General features: G+C 60.4%; 17 protein-coding genes. 7 read left to right on the top strand and 10 right to left on the bottom strand.

The window, feature by feature from the left end:
• Window positions 1-155 precede the first annotated feature (155 nt).
• The 3 genes from AC07YV_RS20780 to pdxH all read left to right on the top strand — a co-directional run bounded on the left by AC07YV_RS20780 (window position 156) and on the right by pdxH (window position 3,094).
• Window positions 156-1,301 carry a serine hydrolase domain-containing protein gene (locus tag AC07YV_RS20780; RefSeq protein WP_102701005.1) on the top strand — a complete coding sequence of 382 codons (1,146 nt, stop codon included), beginning with the start codon at window positions 156-158 and terminating at the stop codon, window positions 1,299-1,301.
• A 113-nt stretch (window positions 1,302-1,414) separates the two neighbouring features.
• Window positions 1,415-2,422, top strand: a complete 1,008-nt coding sequence (locus AC07YV_RS20785) for an OmpA family protein (RefSeq protein WP_102701006.1) — start codon at window positions 1,415-1,417, stop codon at window positions 2,420-2,422.
• Between the two features lie 24 nt (window positions 2,423-2,446).
• Window positions 2,447-3,094: a pyridoxamine 5'-phosphate oxidase gene (gene pdxH, locus AC07YV_RS20790; protein WP_102701007.1), complete on the top strand. Its 648-nt coding sequence runs from the start codon at window positions 2,447-2,449 to the stop codon at window positions 3,092-3,094.
• Between the two features lie 5 nt (window positions 3,095-3,099).
• On the opposite strand, the gene AC07YV_RS20795 is transcribed toward pdxH, so the two are convergent.
• A complete protein-coding gene (locus AC07YV_RS20795; RefSeq protein ID WP_102701008.1) occupies window positions 3,100-3,336 on the bottom strand; it encodes a hypothetical protein in 237 nt (78 codons plus the stop codon).
• 164 nt (window positions 3,337-3,500) lie between these two features.
• Between AC07YV_RS20795 and AC07YV_RS20800 the strand changes: the two genes are divergently transcribed.
• Window positions 3,501-3,965, top strand: a complete 465-nt coding sequence (locus AC07YV_RS20800; RefSeq protein ID WP_007971612.1) for an outer membrane lipoprotein — start codon at window positions 3,501-3,503, stop codon at window positions 3,963-3,965.
• 103 nt (window positions 3,966-4,068) lie between these two features.
• On the opposite strand, the gene nhaA is transcribed toward AC07YV_RS20800, so the two are convergent.
• Window positions 4,069-5,256 carry a Na+/H+ antiporter NhaA gene (nhaA, locus tag AC07YV_RS20805; protein WP_102701009.1) on the bottom strand — a complete coding sequence of 396 codons (1,188 nt, stop codon included), beginning with the start codon at window positions 5,254-5,256 and terminating at the stop codon, window positions 4,069-4,071.
• Between the two features lie 247 nt (window positions 5,257-5,503).
• Here nhaA and AC07YV_RS20810 point away from each other — a divergent pair, with 247 nt between their 5' ends.
• Window positions 5,504-6,601 (top strand): PLP-dependent cysteine synthase family protein, encoded by a 1,098-nt coding sequence (locus tag AC07YV_RS20810; protein WP_173900830.1) that lies wholly within the window; start codon window positions 5,504-5,506, stop codon window positions 6,599-6,601.
• A gap of 95 nt (window positions 6,602-6,696) precedes the next feature.
• Here the strand turns inward: AC07YV_RS20810 and AC07YV_RS20815 are convergent, their stop codons facing one another.
• Window positions 6,697-8,310: an NAD(P)/FAD-dependent oxidoreductase gene (locus tag AC07YV_RS20815; protein WP_102701011.1), complete on the bottom strand. Its 1,614-nt coding sequence runs from the start codon at window positions 8,308-8,310 to the stop codon at window positions 6,697-6,699.
• Between the two features lie 95 nt (window positions 8,311-8,405).
• On the bottom strand, window positions 8,406-9,074 hold the full coding sequence (locus AC07YV_RS20820; RefSeq protein ID WP_102701012.1) for a COG3650 family protein: 669 nt from the start codon (window positions 9,072-9,074) through the stop codon (window positions 8,406-8,408).
• Window positions 9,075-9,247: 173 nt separating this feature from the next.
• On the opposite strand from AC07YV_RS20820, the gene AC07YV_RS20825 reads away from it, so the two are divergent.
• Window positions 9,248-9,604: a SecDF P1 head subdomain-containing protein gene (locus AC07YV_RS20825; RefSeq protein WP_102701013.1), complete on the top strand. Its 357-nt coding sequence runs from the start codon at window positions 9,248-9,250 to the stop codon at window positions 9,602-9,604.
• A 12-nt stretch (window positions 9,605-9,616) separates the two neighbouring features.
• On the opposite strand, the gene AC07YV_RS20830 is transcribed toward AC07YV_RS20825, so the two are convergent.
• Complete coding sequence (locus AC07YV_RS20830; protein ID WP_102701014.1) at window positions 9,617-10,216, bottom strand: short chain dehydrogenase; 600 nt, start codon at window positions 10,214-10,216, stop codon at window positions 9,617-9,619.
• Between the two features lie 106 nt (window positions 10,217-10,322).
• Between AC07YV_RS20830 and AC07YV_RS20835 the strand changes: the two genes are divergently transcribed.
• On the top strand, window positions 10,323-11,231 hold the full coding sequence (locus AC07YV_RS20835) for a LysR family transcriptional regulator (RefSeq protein WP_102701015.1): 909 nt from the start codon (window positions 10,323-10,325) through the stop codon (window positions 11,229-11,231).
• Between the two features lie 162 nt (window positions 11,232-11,393).
• On the opposite strand, the gene AC07YV_RS20840 is transcribed toward AC07YV_RS20835, so the two are convergent.
• The 5 genes from AC07YV_RS20840 to AC07YV_RS20860 all read right to left on the bottom strand — a co-directional run bounded on the left by AC07YV_RS20840 (window position 11,394) and on the right by AC07YV_RS20860 (window position 16,397).
• A complete protein-coding gene (locus AC07YV_RS20840) occupies window positions 11,394-12,095 on the bottom strand; it encodes an ABC transporter ATP-binding protein (protein WP_015093834.1) in 702 nt (233 codons plus the stop codon).
• Window positions 12,096-12,863, bottom strand: a complete 768-nt coding sequence (gene livG, locus AC07YV_RS20845) for a high-affinity branched-chain amino acid ABC transporter ATP-binding protein LivG (protein ID WP_007976644.1) — start codon at window positions 12,861-12,863, stop codon at window positions 12,096-12,098.
• Window positions 12,860-14,116 carry a high-affinity branched-chain amino acid ABC transporter permease LivM gene (locus tag AC07YV_RS20850; protein ID WP_102701016.1) on the bottom strand — a complete coding sequence of 419 codons (1,257 nt, stop codon included), beginning with the start codon at window positions 14,114-14,116 and terminating at the stop codon, window positions 12,860-12,862. Before AC07YV_RS20850 ends, livG begins: the two co-directional genes overlap by 4 nt.
• Window positions 14,113-15,036, bottom strand: coding sequence for a high-affinity branched-chain amino acid ABC transporter permease LivH (gene livH / locus AC07YV_RS20855; protein WP_007976647.1), 924 nt, complete (start codon window positions 15,034-15,036; stop codon window positions 14,113-14,115). Before livH ends, AC07YV_RS20850 begins: the two co-directional genes overlap by 4 nt.
• 233 nt (window positions 15,037-15,269) lie before the next feature.
• Entirely contained in the window at window positions 15,270-16,397 is a 1,128-nt protein-coding gene (locus tag AC07YV_RS20860) for a branched-chain amino acid ABC transporter substrate-binding protein (RefSeq protein ID WP_095965097.1), read from the bottom strand.
• Between the last annotated feature and the right edge of the window lie 296 nt (window positions 16,398-16,693).

The following is a 16,693-nucleotide window of genomic DNA, read 5'->3' on the forward strand; positions in this document are numbered from 1 at the left end:
CTCCTACAGGGGGTACGCCTTGCCACTGTAGGAGCTGCCGCAGGCTGCGATCTTTTGATCTTGAATGGACCGCCCGGCCCGACCCTGTTCCCAAAACCCTCAAGGGCTGGAACAATGCCCGCCACTTTGTAGAGCGTTAATCCGGGGAGTTGCGGGTGCAGATTCAGGGTCATTACGAGCTTAAGTTCGAAGCGGTGCGAGAGGCTTTCGCGGCGCTGTTCGACGATCCCCAGGAGCGTGGCGCAGCATTGTGCATTCAGATTGGTGGCGAAACCGTCCTCGATCTGTGGGCCGGCACCGCCGACAAGGACGGGGCCGAGGCCTGGCACAGCGACACCATCGCCAACCTGTTCTCCTGCACCAAGACCTTTACCGCCGTCACCGCGCTGCAACTGGTGGCCGAAGGCAAGTTGCAACTGGATGCGCCGGTGGCGCGCTACTGGCCCGAATTTGCCGCTGCCGGCAAAGCGTCCGTCACCTTGCGTCAACTGCTCTGCCATCAAGCCGGCCTTCCGGCATTGCGCGAGCTGCTGACCCCCGAAGCCCTCTACGACTGGCAAACCATGGTCGACGCCCTGGCTGCCGAAACGCCGTGGTGGACGCCGGGCGAAGGCCACGGGTACGCAGCGATCACTTATGGCTGGCTGGTCGGCGAATTGCTGCGCCGTGCCGACGGTCGTGGGCCGGGGGAATCCATTGTCGCGCGGGTCGCCAAACCCTTGGGCCTGGACTTCCACGTGGGGCTGGCCGACGAAGAGTTCTATCGCGTGGCCCACATTGCACGGGGCAAGGGCAATGTCGGCGATGCCGCTGCCCAGCGCCTGCTGCAAGTGACCATGCGTGAGCCAACGGCCATGACGACCCGGGCGTTCACCAATCCGCCGTCGATCATGACCAGCACCAACAAACCCGAGTGGCGACGCATGCAGCAGCCGGCCGCCAATGGCCACGGCAATGCCCGTAGCCTGGCCGGTTTCTACGCCGGCCTGCTCGACGGCAGCCTGCTGGAAAGCGAAATGCTCGATGAGTTGACGCGTGAACACAGCCTCGGCGAGGACAAGACTTTACTGACCCGGACCCGTTTCGGCCTGGGTTGCATGCTTGATCAACCGGACGTTGCCAATGCCACCTTCGGCCTTGGCCCGCGGGCGTTTGGTCATCCGGGTGCCGGCGGCTCCATCGGCTTTGCCGACCCGGAGCACGATGTAGCCTTCGGATTTGTGACAAATACCCTGGGCCCCTACGTCTTGATGGACCCGCGCGCGCAAAAGCTGGTGCGGGTTCTGGCCACTTGTCTGTAAAAGCGGCTGTCGGTCTCCAGGGCTGGAACCCGATAGCCTTTTGAGTTTCAAAACGTCAGTTTGTGCGGGCCGACGTGGCCTGATTATTTCGACTTCATTTTTGTGGATATCCAATGTCATCCAATAAAACCCTCGCCTTGGCCCTGTGCTTCGCCATTACCGGTTGCGCACAGACTCCACAGAAAGACGCGACGGCACCTGTCGCCAAGACTGAAAGCGCCAGCCACTGGTACTGGCCGTTCGGTTCCGACGACAGCGCCGGCAAGCCCGCGGCCAAGCCGGAGGTGAAACCTGAGGTTAAACCCGTGGCGGTGGCCAAGGCCGAAACCGAGAGCGGGAGCAAGTGGTGGTGGCCGTTCGGTGGAAGCGAACAGAGCGCCGCCAAGGCTGTGCCGATGCCCGACCCGAAGGTCACCCAGGCCTGGCTTGACGACTACGAGCCCCGTCTGCGCGAGGCGGTCAAGGACAGCAACCTGCAACTCGAGCGCCGCGAAAACGTGCTGGTGGTCACTGCACCGGTCGAAGGCTCGTTCAACCCTGATCGTCCGGCCATGCTGCTGCCGGTCACGCTCGGTCCGTTTACCCGCGTTGCCAAGATCCTTGAAGCCGATCCAAAGACCGCTGTGTTGATCCTCGGCCACAGCGATACGTCCGGCGCTGCGCCTGCCAACGTCAAACTGAGCCAGGAGCGTGCCCAGTCCGTTGCGGCGATTTTCCGTCTCAGTGGTTTGCAGCGTGATCGCTTGATGCTGCGTGGCCTGGGCGGTGATGCGCCGCGTGCCGCCAACGACAGCGTGCAAGGCCGTGCGCTGAACCGCCGCGTGGAACTGCTGGTGACCCCGCAGAACACCATGGTCGCGCTGCTGAGCAAGTACAACATGCCGGCCCCAGCGCCTGTGAGCATGGTTGCAGCCGCTGACGTCAAGCCGGTCGCCAAGCCGGTGACACCAGCCCCGGCGACTAAGAAGGCCGCTGTTCCAGCGGTGAAAAAAGCCCCGGCGAAAAAAGCTGCGGCCAAGAAAGCACCTGCGAAAACCGCAACGCCGGCAAAGAAAACCACGCCAGCCAAAGCCTCCACGGCTGACAAGAAAGTCGCCGCCACTGATACTGCAAAGCAGTGATTTGTTAACCAAAAGGAATGCGCCATGACCCAGGGCCTGGCTGATATGCGTCGTGACTACACCCGTGACGGCCTGACCGAGGCACAAGCCCCGGCCGAGCCGTTTGCGTTGTTCCACCAGTGGTTCGCCGACGCGGTGAAAACCGAGCAGGCGCCGGTGGAAGCCAACGCCATGACCCTGGCCACCGTCGACCAGGACGGTCGACCGCACTGTCGCATTCTGTTGCTCAAGGGCCTGGACGAACTGGGGTTCACCTTTTTCACCAACTACGAAAGCGCCAAGGGCCAGCATCTGGCCGCGAATCCGTTCGCGGCCATGACGTTTTTCTGGCCGGCGCTGGAGCGCCAGGTGCGCATCGAAGGGCGGGTGGTGAAGGTGACGCCCGAGGAGTCCGACGCCTATTATCAGGTTCGTCCTCTGGGCAGTCGCCTGGGAGCCTGGGCATCGCCGCAAAGCCGCGTGATCGCCGATCGTGGCGAGCTCGAAGCGCTGCTCAAGGACACCGAGCAACGTTTCAGCGACACCCAGCCCCATTGCCCGGAACACTGGGGCGGTTATCGCCTGTTGCCGGAGCGCATCGAGTTCTGGCAGGGCCGCCCGAGTCGCCTGCACGACCGCCTCAATTACCGCCAGCAGGGCGCCGACTGGATTCTTGAACGTCTGGCACCCTGAACAGTCTACCGATCGGGATAGCCTGCCGCAGCGGCCTCCAGCCACTTCGGCAGGTCTCGACGCTTGATCTTCTGCGCCTGGGCACTCGCCAATTGTTCGAGCATGAAGGCTTTTTTCTGCTCGTCCTTGCCCGCCAGCGCTAGCGCCAGGTCGCGGTCCATCCAGCGTTTGATCCGCACGTACAGCCACCCGTGGAAGTACAAACCGGCAACCGTCGTGACGACGATGATAAAGTAGTCCATGAAAATCCTTGGCCAGTGGGCGGTTTTCCGATTTTGCCGCTACTGTGTGAGTTCGTGGAGGCGCCTTAACGGAGCCTGAATCAAAGCAATTTTACCCGGGCGGTGCCGTGACAAGCGTCAAGCTGCGGAGTTTAATGAACATCTGTTTCTTTGGAGTTGATGCTATGCGTAAGTCTGTTCTGCTGGTTGCTTCCTTTTCCACGATGGCGATGTTGCTCACTGGTTGCCAATCGAGCCTGACCGGTGACTCCTATTCCCGTGACGAGGCGCGTCGTGTGCAGACCGTTCGCATGGGTACCATCGAAGCATTGCGTCCGGTGAAAATCGAAGGCACCAAAACCCCGATCGGCGGCGCTGCAGGCGCAGTGGTTGGCGGCGTTGGCGGCAGCGCCATCGGTGGCGGCAAAGGCAGTATCGTTGCTGCGGTCATCGGCGCAGTCGCTGGCGGCCTGATCGGTTCGGCCGCAGAAGAGGGCATGACCCGCACCCAGGGCGTGGAAATCACCGTGCGCGAAGACGATGGCAGCATGCGCGCCTACGTTCAGGAAGTTCAGCCGAACGAAGTGTTCCGTGTTGGCGAGCGTGTGCGCATCGCCAGTGTGAATGGTACCAGCCGCGTTTCGCACTAAGCGCAGACACCGGATAAACAAAAACCCGATCAGGTGACTGATCGGGTTTTTTGTTTTACAGCGCAGGTGAATCTTGATTGGCGTCAGGCGATATCGCGGTTTATCAGGAGACCAGGGCGGAGCTCTTGCGACTCGCCATCGCGGTTACCGCATAACCGATCAGCGCGGCCAGAATCGAACCGGTCAGGATTCCCATGCGGTCCATCCCGGCGAAATCACTCACGCCCGGCTCGAAGGCCAGTGAGCCGACAAACAGACTCATGGTGAAACCGATACCGCATAGAATCGCCACGCCCAGTATCTGGCCCCAATTGGCGCCTTGGGGCAGGGCGGCGATACCGGTTTTCACGGCCAGCCAGGTCAGGCCGAAGACACCGACAGTCTTGCCCAGCAGCAGCCCGATGGCGATGCCCATGGGAACGTGATGAGTGAAGCTTTCGACGGTGACGCCGCTCAGGGACAGGCCGGCGTTGGCGAAGGCGAACAGCGGCAGGATGCCGTAGGCGACCCACGGGTGCAGGGCATGTTCCAGGCTCAGCAGTGGCGAAGGTTCGGCATTTTTTGTGCGCAGCGGAATGCAGAAGGCCAGGGTTACGCCGGCCAGCGTGGCGTGGACACCGCTCTTGAGCACGCAGACCCAGAGGATCAGGCCAATGATCATGTACGGCCCGAGCTTGACTACGCCAAGCCGGTTCATCCCGATCAGCGCCGCAATACAGGCTGCGGCCAGCGCCAGGGAGAGGGTCGACAGTGCACCGGAATAGAAGATCGCAATGATGATGATCGCGCCGAGGTCGTCGATGATCGCCAGGGTCATCAGGAACAGTTTCAGCGAGACCGGAATCCGTTTGCCAAGCAACGCCAGCACGCCAAGGGCGAAGGCAATGTCGGTCGCGGTCGGGATTGCCCAGCCGTTGAGGGCCGGTGGCGTGTCGCGGTTGAGGTACCAGTAGATCAGCGCCGGCACCACCATGCCGCCAATGGCCGCCGCGCCAGGCAGGACGATTTGCGACGGTTTGGACAACTGGCCGTCGAGGACTTCGCGCTTCACTTCCAGGCCGATCAGCAGGAAGAACAGCGCCATCAGGCCGTCGTTGATCCATAGCAGCAACGGCTTGGCGATTTTCAGTGCGCCGATCTGGGCCACCACCGGAGTGTCCAGCAGGCCGTTGTACAGCCAGGACAGCGGTGAGTTGTTGATGATCAGAGCCAGAACGGCAGCGGCGATCAGTAACAGACCGCTGGCAGCTTCCAACTGAAAGAAACGCGTGAAAGTGCTACGCAGAGGCAAGGTCGCTCTCCATCTGTGAATTCAAAAGGTGTTACACCCTAACAAGTACCGTTAGTTGTTAAAACAAAAGTTATATTCTTTTTTGTTATATGTCGTTACAGAGTGATCCGTCGCCAGCGAGCTGAGCCTAGCAGTTGTCGGACGTATTGGATCGCAGCTGTACCTGTGCCGGATGCAGGATTTTTCCTAAGCTTGTGGGATGGGCCTCGTACAAAGGCCAACTCCTGCCCGATTCAACGAGAAAACCATCATGAGCGACAACCGACAGTGGTCCCGCGAGGCGATCCGGATCATCGAAGCCGATTTCCAGCGCAGCGCCGACACCCACTTGATCCCCTTGCCGCTTCCGGGTTTTCCGGGCATCGAGTTGTATTTCAAGGATGAGTCCAGCCACCCCACGGGCAGCCTCAAGCACCGCCTGGCCCGTTCGCTGTTCCTGTATGCGCTGTGTAACGGCTGGCTCAAACCCGGTGCGCCAGTCATTGAGGCTTCCAGCGGTTCCACGGCGATTTCCGAAGCGTATTTTGCGCGTATGCTGGGCTTGCCGTTCATTGCGGTGATGCCGGCGACAACCTCAAAGGAAAAGATCGCGCAGATCGCCTTCTACGGTGGCCAAAGTCATCTGGTCGACGACCCGACCCAGATCTACGCCGAGTCCGAGCGTCTGGCTCGTGAGCACGACGGGCACTTCATCGATCAGTTCACCTACGCCGAGCGCGCCACCGACTGGCGAGCGAACAACAATATTGCCGAGTCGATTTTTCAGCAGATGCGATTCGAGCAGCATCCCGAGCCGAGCTGGCTGATTTCCAGCCCCGGCACCGGAGGCACGACGGCCACACTGGGCCGATACGTGCGTTATCGCCAGCATTGCACCCGCGTGCTGTGTGCCGATGCCGAGCGTTCGGTGTTCTTTGATTACTACCAGACCGGTGATGCCAGCCTGCGACTGGACCACGGTTCGCGCATCGAAGGCATTGGCCGGCCGCGTGTGGAGGCGTCGTTTCTGCCCAAGGTGATCGACGCCATGGTCAAGGTGCCGGATGCCCTGTCACTGGCGGCCATGCACTACCTGGCGGAACGCCTGGGACGCCATGTGGGCGGGTCGAGCGGGACCAACCTGATCGGTGCCTTGATGGCCGCTCAGCACATGAAGGCGGCAGGGGAGACGGGGTCGATGGTGGCGATTCTGTGTGACAGCGGCGAACGTTACGCCACGACCTATTACGATCCGCAGTGGCTCAAGGCCCAGGGCTATGAGTTGAGTGGTTTGATGGCTGCGGTCGCGGCGACGGTGGAGCGGGGTGAGCCGCTGCCCGTCAGCGTGTTGCGCGCCAATATCTGACACGAATGAAAAGATCGCAGCCATCGGCAGCTCCTACAGGGGATGGTGTAAATCCTGTAGGAGCTGCCGAAGGCTGCGATCTTTTGCTTTAAACCTTAAGCCTCCAGGCCAAGGATATCCCGAGCCACAGCCTCGGCAATCCGAATCCCGTCCACACCTGCCGACAGAATCCCGCCCGCATAACCGGCACCTTCACCGGCCGGGAACAAGCCTTTCACGTTCAGGCTCTGCATCGACTCGTTGCGGGTAATACGCAGCGGCGAGGAGGTGCGAGTCTCGATGCCGGTCAACACCGCGTCGTGCAGCGAGTAGCCACGAATCTGCTTCTCGAACGCCGGCAAGGCTTCGCGAATCGCTTCGATGGCGAACGCCGGCAGTGCCAGCGCCAGATCACCCAGGGCAACGCCTGGCTTGTAGGACGGCTCGACACTGCCCAGTTCGGTGGACGGCGTGCCCGCGATAAAATCGCCGACCAGTTGCGCCGGGGCTTCGTAGTTGCTGCCGCCCAGCACAAAGGCGTGGGACTCCAGGCGTTCCTGCAGCTCGATACCGGCCAGCGGGCCGCCCGGATAATCGACTTCCGGGGTAATGCCGACAACGATCCCGGAGTTGGCATTGCGCTCGTTACGCGAGTACTGGCTCATGCCATTGGTGACCACGCGGTTCGGCTCGGACGTCGCCGCCACCACGGTGCCGCCCGGGCACATGCAGAAGCTGTAGACCGAACGGCCGTTCTTGGCGTGGTGCACCAGTTTGTAGTCGGCGGCGCCGAGTTTCGGGTGCCCGGCGTATTTGCCCAGCCGCGCGCGGTCAATCAGCGACTGCGGATGCTCGATGCGGAAACCCACCGAGAAAGGCTTGGCTTCCATGAACACGCCACGGCCATGGAGCATGCGGAAGGTATCGCGGGCACTGTGGCCGAGGGCCAGGATCACATGCTTCGAATGGATCTGTTCGCCGCCATTGAGTTCGACGCCGACCAGTTGGCCGTCTTCGATCAGCACGTCGGTGACACGCTGCTGGAAGCGCACTTCGCCGCCCAGGGCGCGAATCTGCTCACGCATGTTTTCCACCACGCCGGTCAGACGGAACGTACCGATGTGCGGCTTGCTGACGTAGAGGATTTCTTCCGGTGCGCCGGCCTTGACGAACTCGTGCAGGACCTTGCGACCGAGGAACTTCGGATCCTTGATCTGGCTGTAGAGCTTGCCGTCGGAGAATGTCCCCGCGCCGCCTTCGCCGAATTGCACGTTGGATTCCGGGTTGAGCACGCTTTTGCGCCACAGGCCCCAGGTGTCCTTGGTGCGCTGGCGGACTTCGGTGCCGCGTTCGAGGATGATCGGCTTGAAGCCCATTTGCGCCAGCAGCAGCCCGGCGAAAATCCCGCACGGACCGAAGCCGACGACGATCGGACGTGCGCTCAGGTCGGCCGGTGCCTGGCCAACCATTTTATAGCTGACATCCGGCGCCACGTTGACGTTACGGTCATCGGCGAACGTGTGCAACACCGCCGCCTCGTCGCGAACTTCAAGGTCGATGGTGTAGATGAAGCACAGCTCGGAGGACTTTTTACGCGCATCGTAGCTGCGCTTGAACAAGGTGAAGTCGAGCAGGTCATCGCTGGCGATACCCAGGCGCTGCACGATGGCAGGGCGCAGGTCTTCATCGGGATGGTCGATCGGCAACTTGAGTTCGGTGATTCGTAACATGGCGGGATCCGGTTCGCGGGGCGCACAACTGCGCCAGGGCGTTTGAAACCCGCGATTATAAGCCTCAAAGGCGCAGGCCCGTGAGGCTTAAACGATCAGTCGTCGCGCGATCCGCCGAAATACCCGCAGCCGCGCTGTACCTGACCGTCGATGCGCAGCTCGGCGCTCATGTGCTGGATGCTGGCGGTGCTGCTGTCGACGCAGCGTTGCGGTGCAACCCACAGTTCGATGTGCTGGTTGTTGGCTTCGGTGCTGAGGTTGAAACGGCCATCGCCCAGTTGCTCTTCGACGTAAGGTACGGCCAAGGGTGGCTGGCCGACCCGGTCGATGACCATGCCTTTGCCGCTGACTTTCACGCTCCACTCCGGGGTGTGGCCGGCGGCGCGCAGGATCAGCAGCTTGAAATTCGGATCCTCACACGCGTTGCTCGAGCGCTCGACGCGGTACAACTGCTCCAGATCGAGCTGGCCGTCACCACCGCTGCCGGCCACAACCCGCCCGCGCACGTCGGCAAACAGCTTGCCCTGCTTGTCCGCCAGGCTGGCGGCCTGCTGCAGGACGCTGGTACCGCCGGTGTCGTTGACCACGTAGCGCGCAGACTGGTTGCACGGCTGGAACAGCAGTTTGCCGTCCGCTGCAGTCAACTGGCCTTGCATGCGTGTCTGGCCGACATGGGAGGCGTTCTGCCGCTCACCCTCGAACAACTGGCAAGCGGCGAACAGCGGAAGCAGGGCAACGAGGACTAAGGAACGGGCAACACGCATCTTGGGGTCTCCTGGCAAGTGCCGCCACGTTACTCAGGCTGACCGTTCATCACAAGGCTGGAATGGATCTCTGGAAAAGTAGAGGGCGATTTGCGGCAACATCCTGTGAATTATTCCGATGCCGAGTATCAGGATGCCAAAGGTAAGCTGCCGTTTTTTTGCTGGGGGCGGATATGAAGCAGGCAACGGGCTGGAAGATCGGGGTGTTTCTGATGGTTATGACGGGGGCCACGGGCAGTCACGCTGCCGAGATCAATTTGTCTTCGGCAACCGACTTCACCCGGATGGAGTTGCTGTTGAAGGACAGCGACAGGCTTCAATCGGGATATGAAATGAATGTCACGCTCAGTCCTGAAGCAGCTGAGCGTATGAAGCGCATTACCCATGAATCGATAGGCCAGAAATTGACGCTGTCGATCAATGGCTGGAAAATTTCTACGGCGACGGTGCAATCGGCCTTGGGCGCGAAGTTCCAGGTGTCCATCCCGAAAGCCATCGCCAAAGACCTATTGCCCACCTTGGTTGATTGAGCTGGAACCGGCTCAGCCTACGTGAAAGGTCTGACCTGTCTGCAGGCCTTCCACGCTTTTGGCGTAGGCCAAGGCCACATCTGCCGCAGGAACCGGCTTGAAGCCACGGAAGTACGGCGCGTACTTGCCCATGGCTTCGACCAGGACGTTGGGGCTGATCGAGTTCACCCGCAGGCCGCGCGGCAGCTCGATGGCGGCGGCGCGGACGAAGCTGTCCAGTGCACCGTTGACCAGCGCCGCCGAGGCACCACTGCGAATCGGGTCGTGGCTGAGTACCCCGGTAGTGAAGGTGAACGACGCGCCGTCATTGGCGAAGTCGCGGCCGATCAACAGCAAATTGACCTGGCCCATGAGCTTGTCTTTCAGGCCCAAGGCAAAGCTTTCTTCGGTCATCTCGTTGAGCGGTGCGAAGGTCACGTTGCCGGCGGCACACACCAGGGCATCGAATTTGCCGGTCTGCTCGAACAATGTGCGAATCGAGGCGCTATCACTGATATCCACCTGAAAATCGCCGCTGTTGCGGCCAATCCGGATGATTTCGTGGCGTTGCGACAGTTCCTTGTCGACTGCCGAACCGATGGTGCCGTTTGCGCCGATCAAAAGAATTTTCATGGGGGCTGATCCTCGTATGGGTTGAACGAGGTATCAGTGTAGGGTGGTTTTTTTCGTAGATAAGCGCACTAATAGGCAACCTTTGGTTTTCAAATGGAAACAATCCATGAGTGAGATGGATGACCTGGCCGCGTTCGCCGTATTGATCGAAGCGGGAAGTTTCACCTTGGCGGCGCAGCAGCTCGGTTGCAGCAAAGGCCAGCTGTCCAAGCGCATCAGCCAGCTGGAAGCGCAGTTTTCCGTGGTGCTGTTGCAGCGCACCACCCGCCGCTTGAGCCTGACCGCCGCTGGCGCTGCGTTGTTGCCCCAGGCCCAGGCGCTGGTGGTGCAGGTCGAGCGGGCGCGCCAGGCCCTGGCGCGTTTGAAGGACGACATGGCCGGACCGGTGCGGATGACGGTGCCGGTGTCGCTCGGGGAAACCTTCTTCGACGGGCTGTTGCTGGAGTTCTCGACCCAGTATCCCCAGGTGCAGATCGAGCTGGAGCTCAACAACAACTACCGCGACCTGTCCCGCGACGGCTTCGACCTGGCGATTCGCTCTGAGGTGGCCCTTGACCAGCGACTGGTGGCGCGCCCGTTGCTGGCGTGGCAAGAGTTGACCTGTGCCAGCCCGGCCTATCTGGAACAATACGGTGAGCCGCAAACACCCCAGGCGCTGGCCGAGCATCGCTGCTTGCTCAACAGCCATTACAGCGGCCGCGAAGAATGGCTGTATCACCAGCAGCATGAGTTGTTGCGGGTGCGGGTGTCGGGGCCGTTTGCCAGCAACCACTACAACTTGTTGAAGAAAGCCGCACTGGTCGGCGCCGGTATTGCGCGCCTGCCGTCCTACTGTTTGCCAACAGAACTGGCCGACGGACGTTTGCGATGGCTGCTGCGCGATTATCAGACCCGCAGCATGCCGATGTACCTGGTGCATCCGTATCAGGGCGGATTGCCCAAGCGTACGCAGGTGCTGGCGGATTATTTGATTGGCTGGTTCAAGCGTAGTGGGGAGGCGTTGGATCGACTTTGAACCCACACACGGACCCTTGTAGGAGCTGCCGCAGGCTGCGATCTTTTGATCTTAAAAGATCAAAGTCAAAAGATCGCAGCCTGCGGCAGCTCCTACAAGGATCGTATTCGCAGGCATAAAAAAACGGCCCGCAAAGGCCGTTTTCTTGTTTACCGCAAAGGCTCAGCCACCGAGGTACGCTTCGCGCACTTTCGGGTCGGTCAGCAGCGCTTCACCAGTGCCTTGCATCACTACCCGGCCGTTCTCCAGAACGTAGGCGCGGTCAGCGATTTTCAGTGCCTGGTTGGCGTTCTGTTCGACCAGGAACACCGTCACACCGTCCTTGCGCAGCTGTTCGATGATGTCGAAGATCTGCTGGATGATGATCGGTGCCAGACCCAGCGACGGCTCGTCGAGCAGCAACAGCTTGGGCTTGCTCATCAGTGCACGGCCGATGGCGAGCATTTGCTGTTCGCCGCCGGACATGGTGCCGCCACGCTGGTTGAAGCGCTCCTTCAGGCGTGGGAAAAGTCCGAGGACCTTGTCCATCTGTTCCTGATAGTCGCCCTTGGCGGTGAAAAAGCCGCCCATCGACAGGTTTTCTTCCACGGTCAGCCGGGAAAACACCCGACGACCTTCCGGCACCACGGCAATGCTCTTGCGCATGATCTGCGAAGAGTCCTGGCCGACCAGTTCCTCACCCATGTAGCGGATGCTGCCGCTGTGGGCGCGCGGCGAACCGCAAAGCGTCATCAGCAGCGTGGACTTGCCGGCACCGTTGGCGCCGATCAGCGTCACGATCTCGCCCTGGCGGACTTCGACGTTGACGCTGTGCAGGGCCTGGATCTTGCCGTAGAAGGTGGAAACGTTTTCGAACTGCAGCATTTACGCTTCCCCCAGGTAGGCTTTGATCACTTCAGGATTGTCGCGGATCTGTTCCGGCGTGCCGTTGGCCAGGGGCGTACCCTGGTTGATCACGACGATGTGGTCGGAAATGCTCATGACCAGTTTCATGTCGTGTTCGATCAGCAGGACGGTCACGTTGTGCTCTTCACGCAGCACACTGATCAGCGCCTTGAGGTCTTCGGTTTCCTTCGGGTTCAGGCCGGCGGCCGGTTCGTCGAGCATGAGGATCCGTGGACGGGTCATCATGCAGCGGGCGATTTCCAGGCGACGTTGCTGGCCGTAGGCCAGGGTGCCGGCCGGACGGTTGGCGAACTCACGCAGATTGACCTTGTCCAGCCAGTACTCGGCGTATTCCATGGCCTCGCGCTCGCTCTTGCGGAACGACGGAGTCTTGAACAGGCCGGACAGGAAGTTGGTGTTCAGGTGACGGTGCTGGGCGATCAAGAGGTTCTCGACCGCGGTCATGTCCTTGAACAACCGTACGTTCTGGAAGGTCCGCACCACGCCTTTGAGGGCGATCTTGTGACCCGGCAGGCCTTCGATTGGCTCGCCGTCCAGCAGGATGCTGCCGCCGCTCGGCTTGTAGAAACCGGTCAGGCAGTTGAACACGGTGGTCTTGCCAGCGCCGTTAGGGCCGATCAATGCCACCACTTGTTTCTCTTTTACGCTCAAGGCCACGCCATTGACCGCCAGCAAGCCGCCGAAGCGCATGCTCAGGTTTTCTACTTTAAGGATCTCGCGGCTCATTTGCGCAGCTCCATGTGAGGACGTTGCATGGGCAGCAGACCCTGAGGGCGCCAGATCATCATCAGTACCATCAAGGCACCGAACATCAACATGCGGTACTCACTGAACTCACGCATCATTTCCGGCAGCAGGATCATCACCACGGCAGCGAGGATCACGCCCAGCTGCGAGCCCATGCCACCGAGTACCACGATGGCGAGGATGATCGCCGACTCGATGAAGGTGAAGGACTCCGGCGTCACCAGGCCCTGGCGAGCGGCGAAGAAGCTGCCGGCGAAACCGGCGAAGCTCGCACCCAGGGTGAAGGCCGACAACTTGATGATGGTCGGGTTCAGGCCCAGTGCACGGCAGGCGATCTCGTCTTCACGCAACGCTTCCCAGGCACGGCCCAACGGCATGCGCAGCAAACGGTTGATGACGAACAGCGCAGCCAGCGCCAGGAACAGGGCAACGAGGTAAAGGAAAATCACCTTGTTGATCGAGTTGTATTCCAGGCCGAAGTACTCGTGGAAGGTTTGCAGGCCTTCCGCGGCTTTTCGTTCGAAGGTCAAGCCGAAGAACGTTGGTTTCTCGATATTGCTGATGCCGTTCGGGCCGCCGGTGATGTCGGTCAGGTTGCGCAGGAACAGACGGATGATTTCACCGAAGCCCAGGGTCACGATCGCCAGGTAGTCACCACGCAAGCGCAACACCGGGAAGCCCAGCAGGAAGCCGAAAGTGGCCGCCATCAGGCCGGCAATCGGCAGGCAGATCCAGAAGCTCAGGCCGTAGTAATGCGACAACAGCGCGTAGCTGTAGGCGCCGACGGCATAGAAACCGACGTAACCGAGGTCGAGCAGGCCGGCCAGGCCGACCACGATGTTCAGGCCGAGGCCGAGCATCACGTAGATCAGTACCAGCGTGGCGATATCCACCGCACCGCGGGAGCCGAAGAACGGCCAGACCAGGGCACCGGCGATCAGCGCGATGATGACCCAGCGTTGCGTGGTCGGCAGGGTCAGGAAGTTGCTGGCCTTGGCCGGAATCAGCGGCATGCTTGGCGACGAACGCCAGGCCGAGCTGATCTGCTGGTCGAACAGCACACGCAGGAACATCAGCACCGAACACACCGCGATGGTGATCAGGGTGGCGTCGCTGGTGCCATGAACTTCGAGGTTGATGCCGACAATGGTCAGCTTCAGACCGAGTACCGGGTAGGCCACGGCCCACACCAGCAAGGCGCTGAACAGCGCCTGTTTAAGATTCCTAGTCATACCTTCTCAACCTCCGGACGGCCCAGCAGGCCGGTTGGCCGGAACAACAGCACCAGAACCAGCAGGCCGAACGCCACGACGTCCTTGTACTGGTCGCCGAAGATATCGGCACCAAAGGCTTCCGCCACACCCAAGACGAGCCCGCCGAGCATGGCGCCCGGAATGCTGCCGATACCGCCCAGTACCGCTGCGGTGAAGGCCTTGAGGCCGACCAGGAAACCGGCGTTCGGGTTGATCACGCCGTATTGCATGCTCAGCAGCACGGCCGCGATGGCCGCCAGCGCGGCACCGATGACGAAGGTCAGGGCGATGATGTTGTTGGTGTTGATACCCAGCAGGTTGGCCATCTTGATGTCTTCGGCGCAGGCGCGGCAGGCGCGGCCCAGGCGGGAGCGGGAGATGAACAGCGTCAGGCCGAGCATGGCGACCAGGGTCACCACGAACACCACGATTTGCATGTAGGAAATCAGCACTTCATGTGCGCCACCTGGCCCAAAGGCAATATTGCCCGGAATCAGGTTGGGGATGGATTTGTCCTTGGAGTCTTGCGCCAGCAGAACGGTGTTCTGCAGGAAGATCGACATGCCGATGGCGGAGATCAGCGGGATCAGACGGTTGCTGCCGCGCAAGGGGCGGTAGGCGATCCGTTCGATGCTGTAGCCATAGGCACTGGTGACAACGATGGTTGCAAGGAAAGCGGCGGTCATCAACAGCGGAACGCTGTCGAGTCCCAGCATGGCCAGCCCGGCGATGGCGATGAACGCCACGTAGGAGCCGATCATGTACACCTCGCCGTGGGCGAAGTTGATCATTCCAATGATGCCGTAGACCATCGTATAGCCGATGGCGATCAGGGCATACGTGCTGCCAATGGTCATGCCATTAACCAGCTGTTGGAAAAAGTGATAGATGTCAGGCATTACAGCGCTCCTAAAAACCTGATACGCATTTCACTGGTGGAGTCATTTTCCCGCCCGAGCCCCGTGGATCTGCATCCACTTCGAATTCGGGGTTTGCCAGCGAACCGCTGATGACGGTTTTGAGATTTTCAGGTGGGGAGACTGGCGGATCACGCCAGCGCGGCCCAAGTACGTTCGTAAAACAAAGCCCACGGCACGCCGTGGGCTTTATTGGCAGTCAGTCAGGCAACGCCTTACTGAGGCTTGGCTTCAGTTTTTGGTTTGCCGAAGTGCCACTCGTAAACCACAAATTTGAAGTCCTTCAGGTCGCCTTTCTCGTCGAAGCTCAGGTCGCCGGTAGGGGTCTTGAAGGTGCCTTTGTGGATGGCTTCAGCCACTTTGGCGGAGTCTTCGGACTTGGCAGCCTTGATACCATCGGCAATCACGGTCACAGCCGAGTAGGCCGGGAACACGAACGGACCGCTCGGGTCTTCTTTCTTGGCTTTGAACGCATCAGCCAGGGCAACGTTGGCCGGATCCTGGTCGAAGGATTTCGGCAGGGTCACCAGCAGGCCTTCGGAAGCGTCCTTGGCGATCTGCGAAATGGAGTCGTTACCCACGCCTTCCGGACCCATGAACTTGGCTTTCAGGCCTTTTTCCTGGGATTGACGCAGGATCAGACCCAGCTCAGGGTGGTAGCCGCCGTAGTAGACGAAGTCGACATTGGCTTGCTTGAGCTTGGCGATCATCGAGGAGAAGTCTTTGTCGCCAGCGTTGACGCCTTCGAACACGGCAACCTTGACGCCTTTGCCTTCCAGGGTTTTCTTCACGGCACTGGCGATGCCTTCACCGTACTGCTGTTTGTCGTGCAGGACGGCAACGATTTTCGGTTTGACGAAGTCGGCGATGTAGTTACCGGCGGCAGGGCCCTGGGCGCTGTCCAGACCGATGGTACGGAAGACCATTTTGTAACCACGGGCGGTGATGTCCGGGCTGGTGGCAGCCGGGGTGATCATGATCACGCCTTCGTCTTCGTAGATGTCCGAAGCCGGTTGAGTGGAGCTGGAGCACAGGTGACCAACCACGAACTTGACGCCGTCGTTGACGACTTTGTTCGCTACGGCCACGGCTTGTTTTGGATCACAGGCGTCATCGTATTCAACGGCTTCAAGCTTCTTGCCGTCTACGCCGCCCTTGGCGTTGATCTGCTCGATGGCCATTTTGGCGCCACTGAACTGCATGTCGCCGTATTGGGCTACAGGACCGGTTTTAGGGCCGGCGATGCCGATCTTGATGGTGTCAGCTGCGAACGAATGGCTGGCAACCCCGGCCAGAACCATAGCGGCAAACAGTTTGGAAATCTGCTTAGTAGCCTTAGTCATAGTGCTCCACTCTTACTGTTGTAGTTTTTATAGTCCTGGCGCCGAAAGCAGCAGAACCGGGTCAGATATCTACGACATTCCCCGGAAAAGCCCCTCGGCAACTGTACCGGTACAGTGTAGAGCGCCGATTGTCAGCCTGGGAAGGCAGCGCCGAGGGGCAAAACCTGCAAGTGTCGCTTTATTGAAAGAAAAAGACAGAATTGCGGCGGGGCGTTGAGGGGCTTATAGCCGGATTCACTGCATTCCCTGGCTTTCCTGCGCTTTTCATTTCGGTCACTCAATTGCATCCGGGTTTT

The organism is Pseudomonas sp. GW456-E7 (assembly GCF_059424105.1).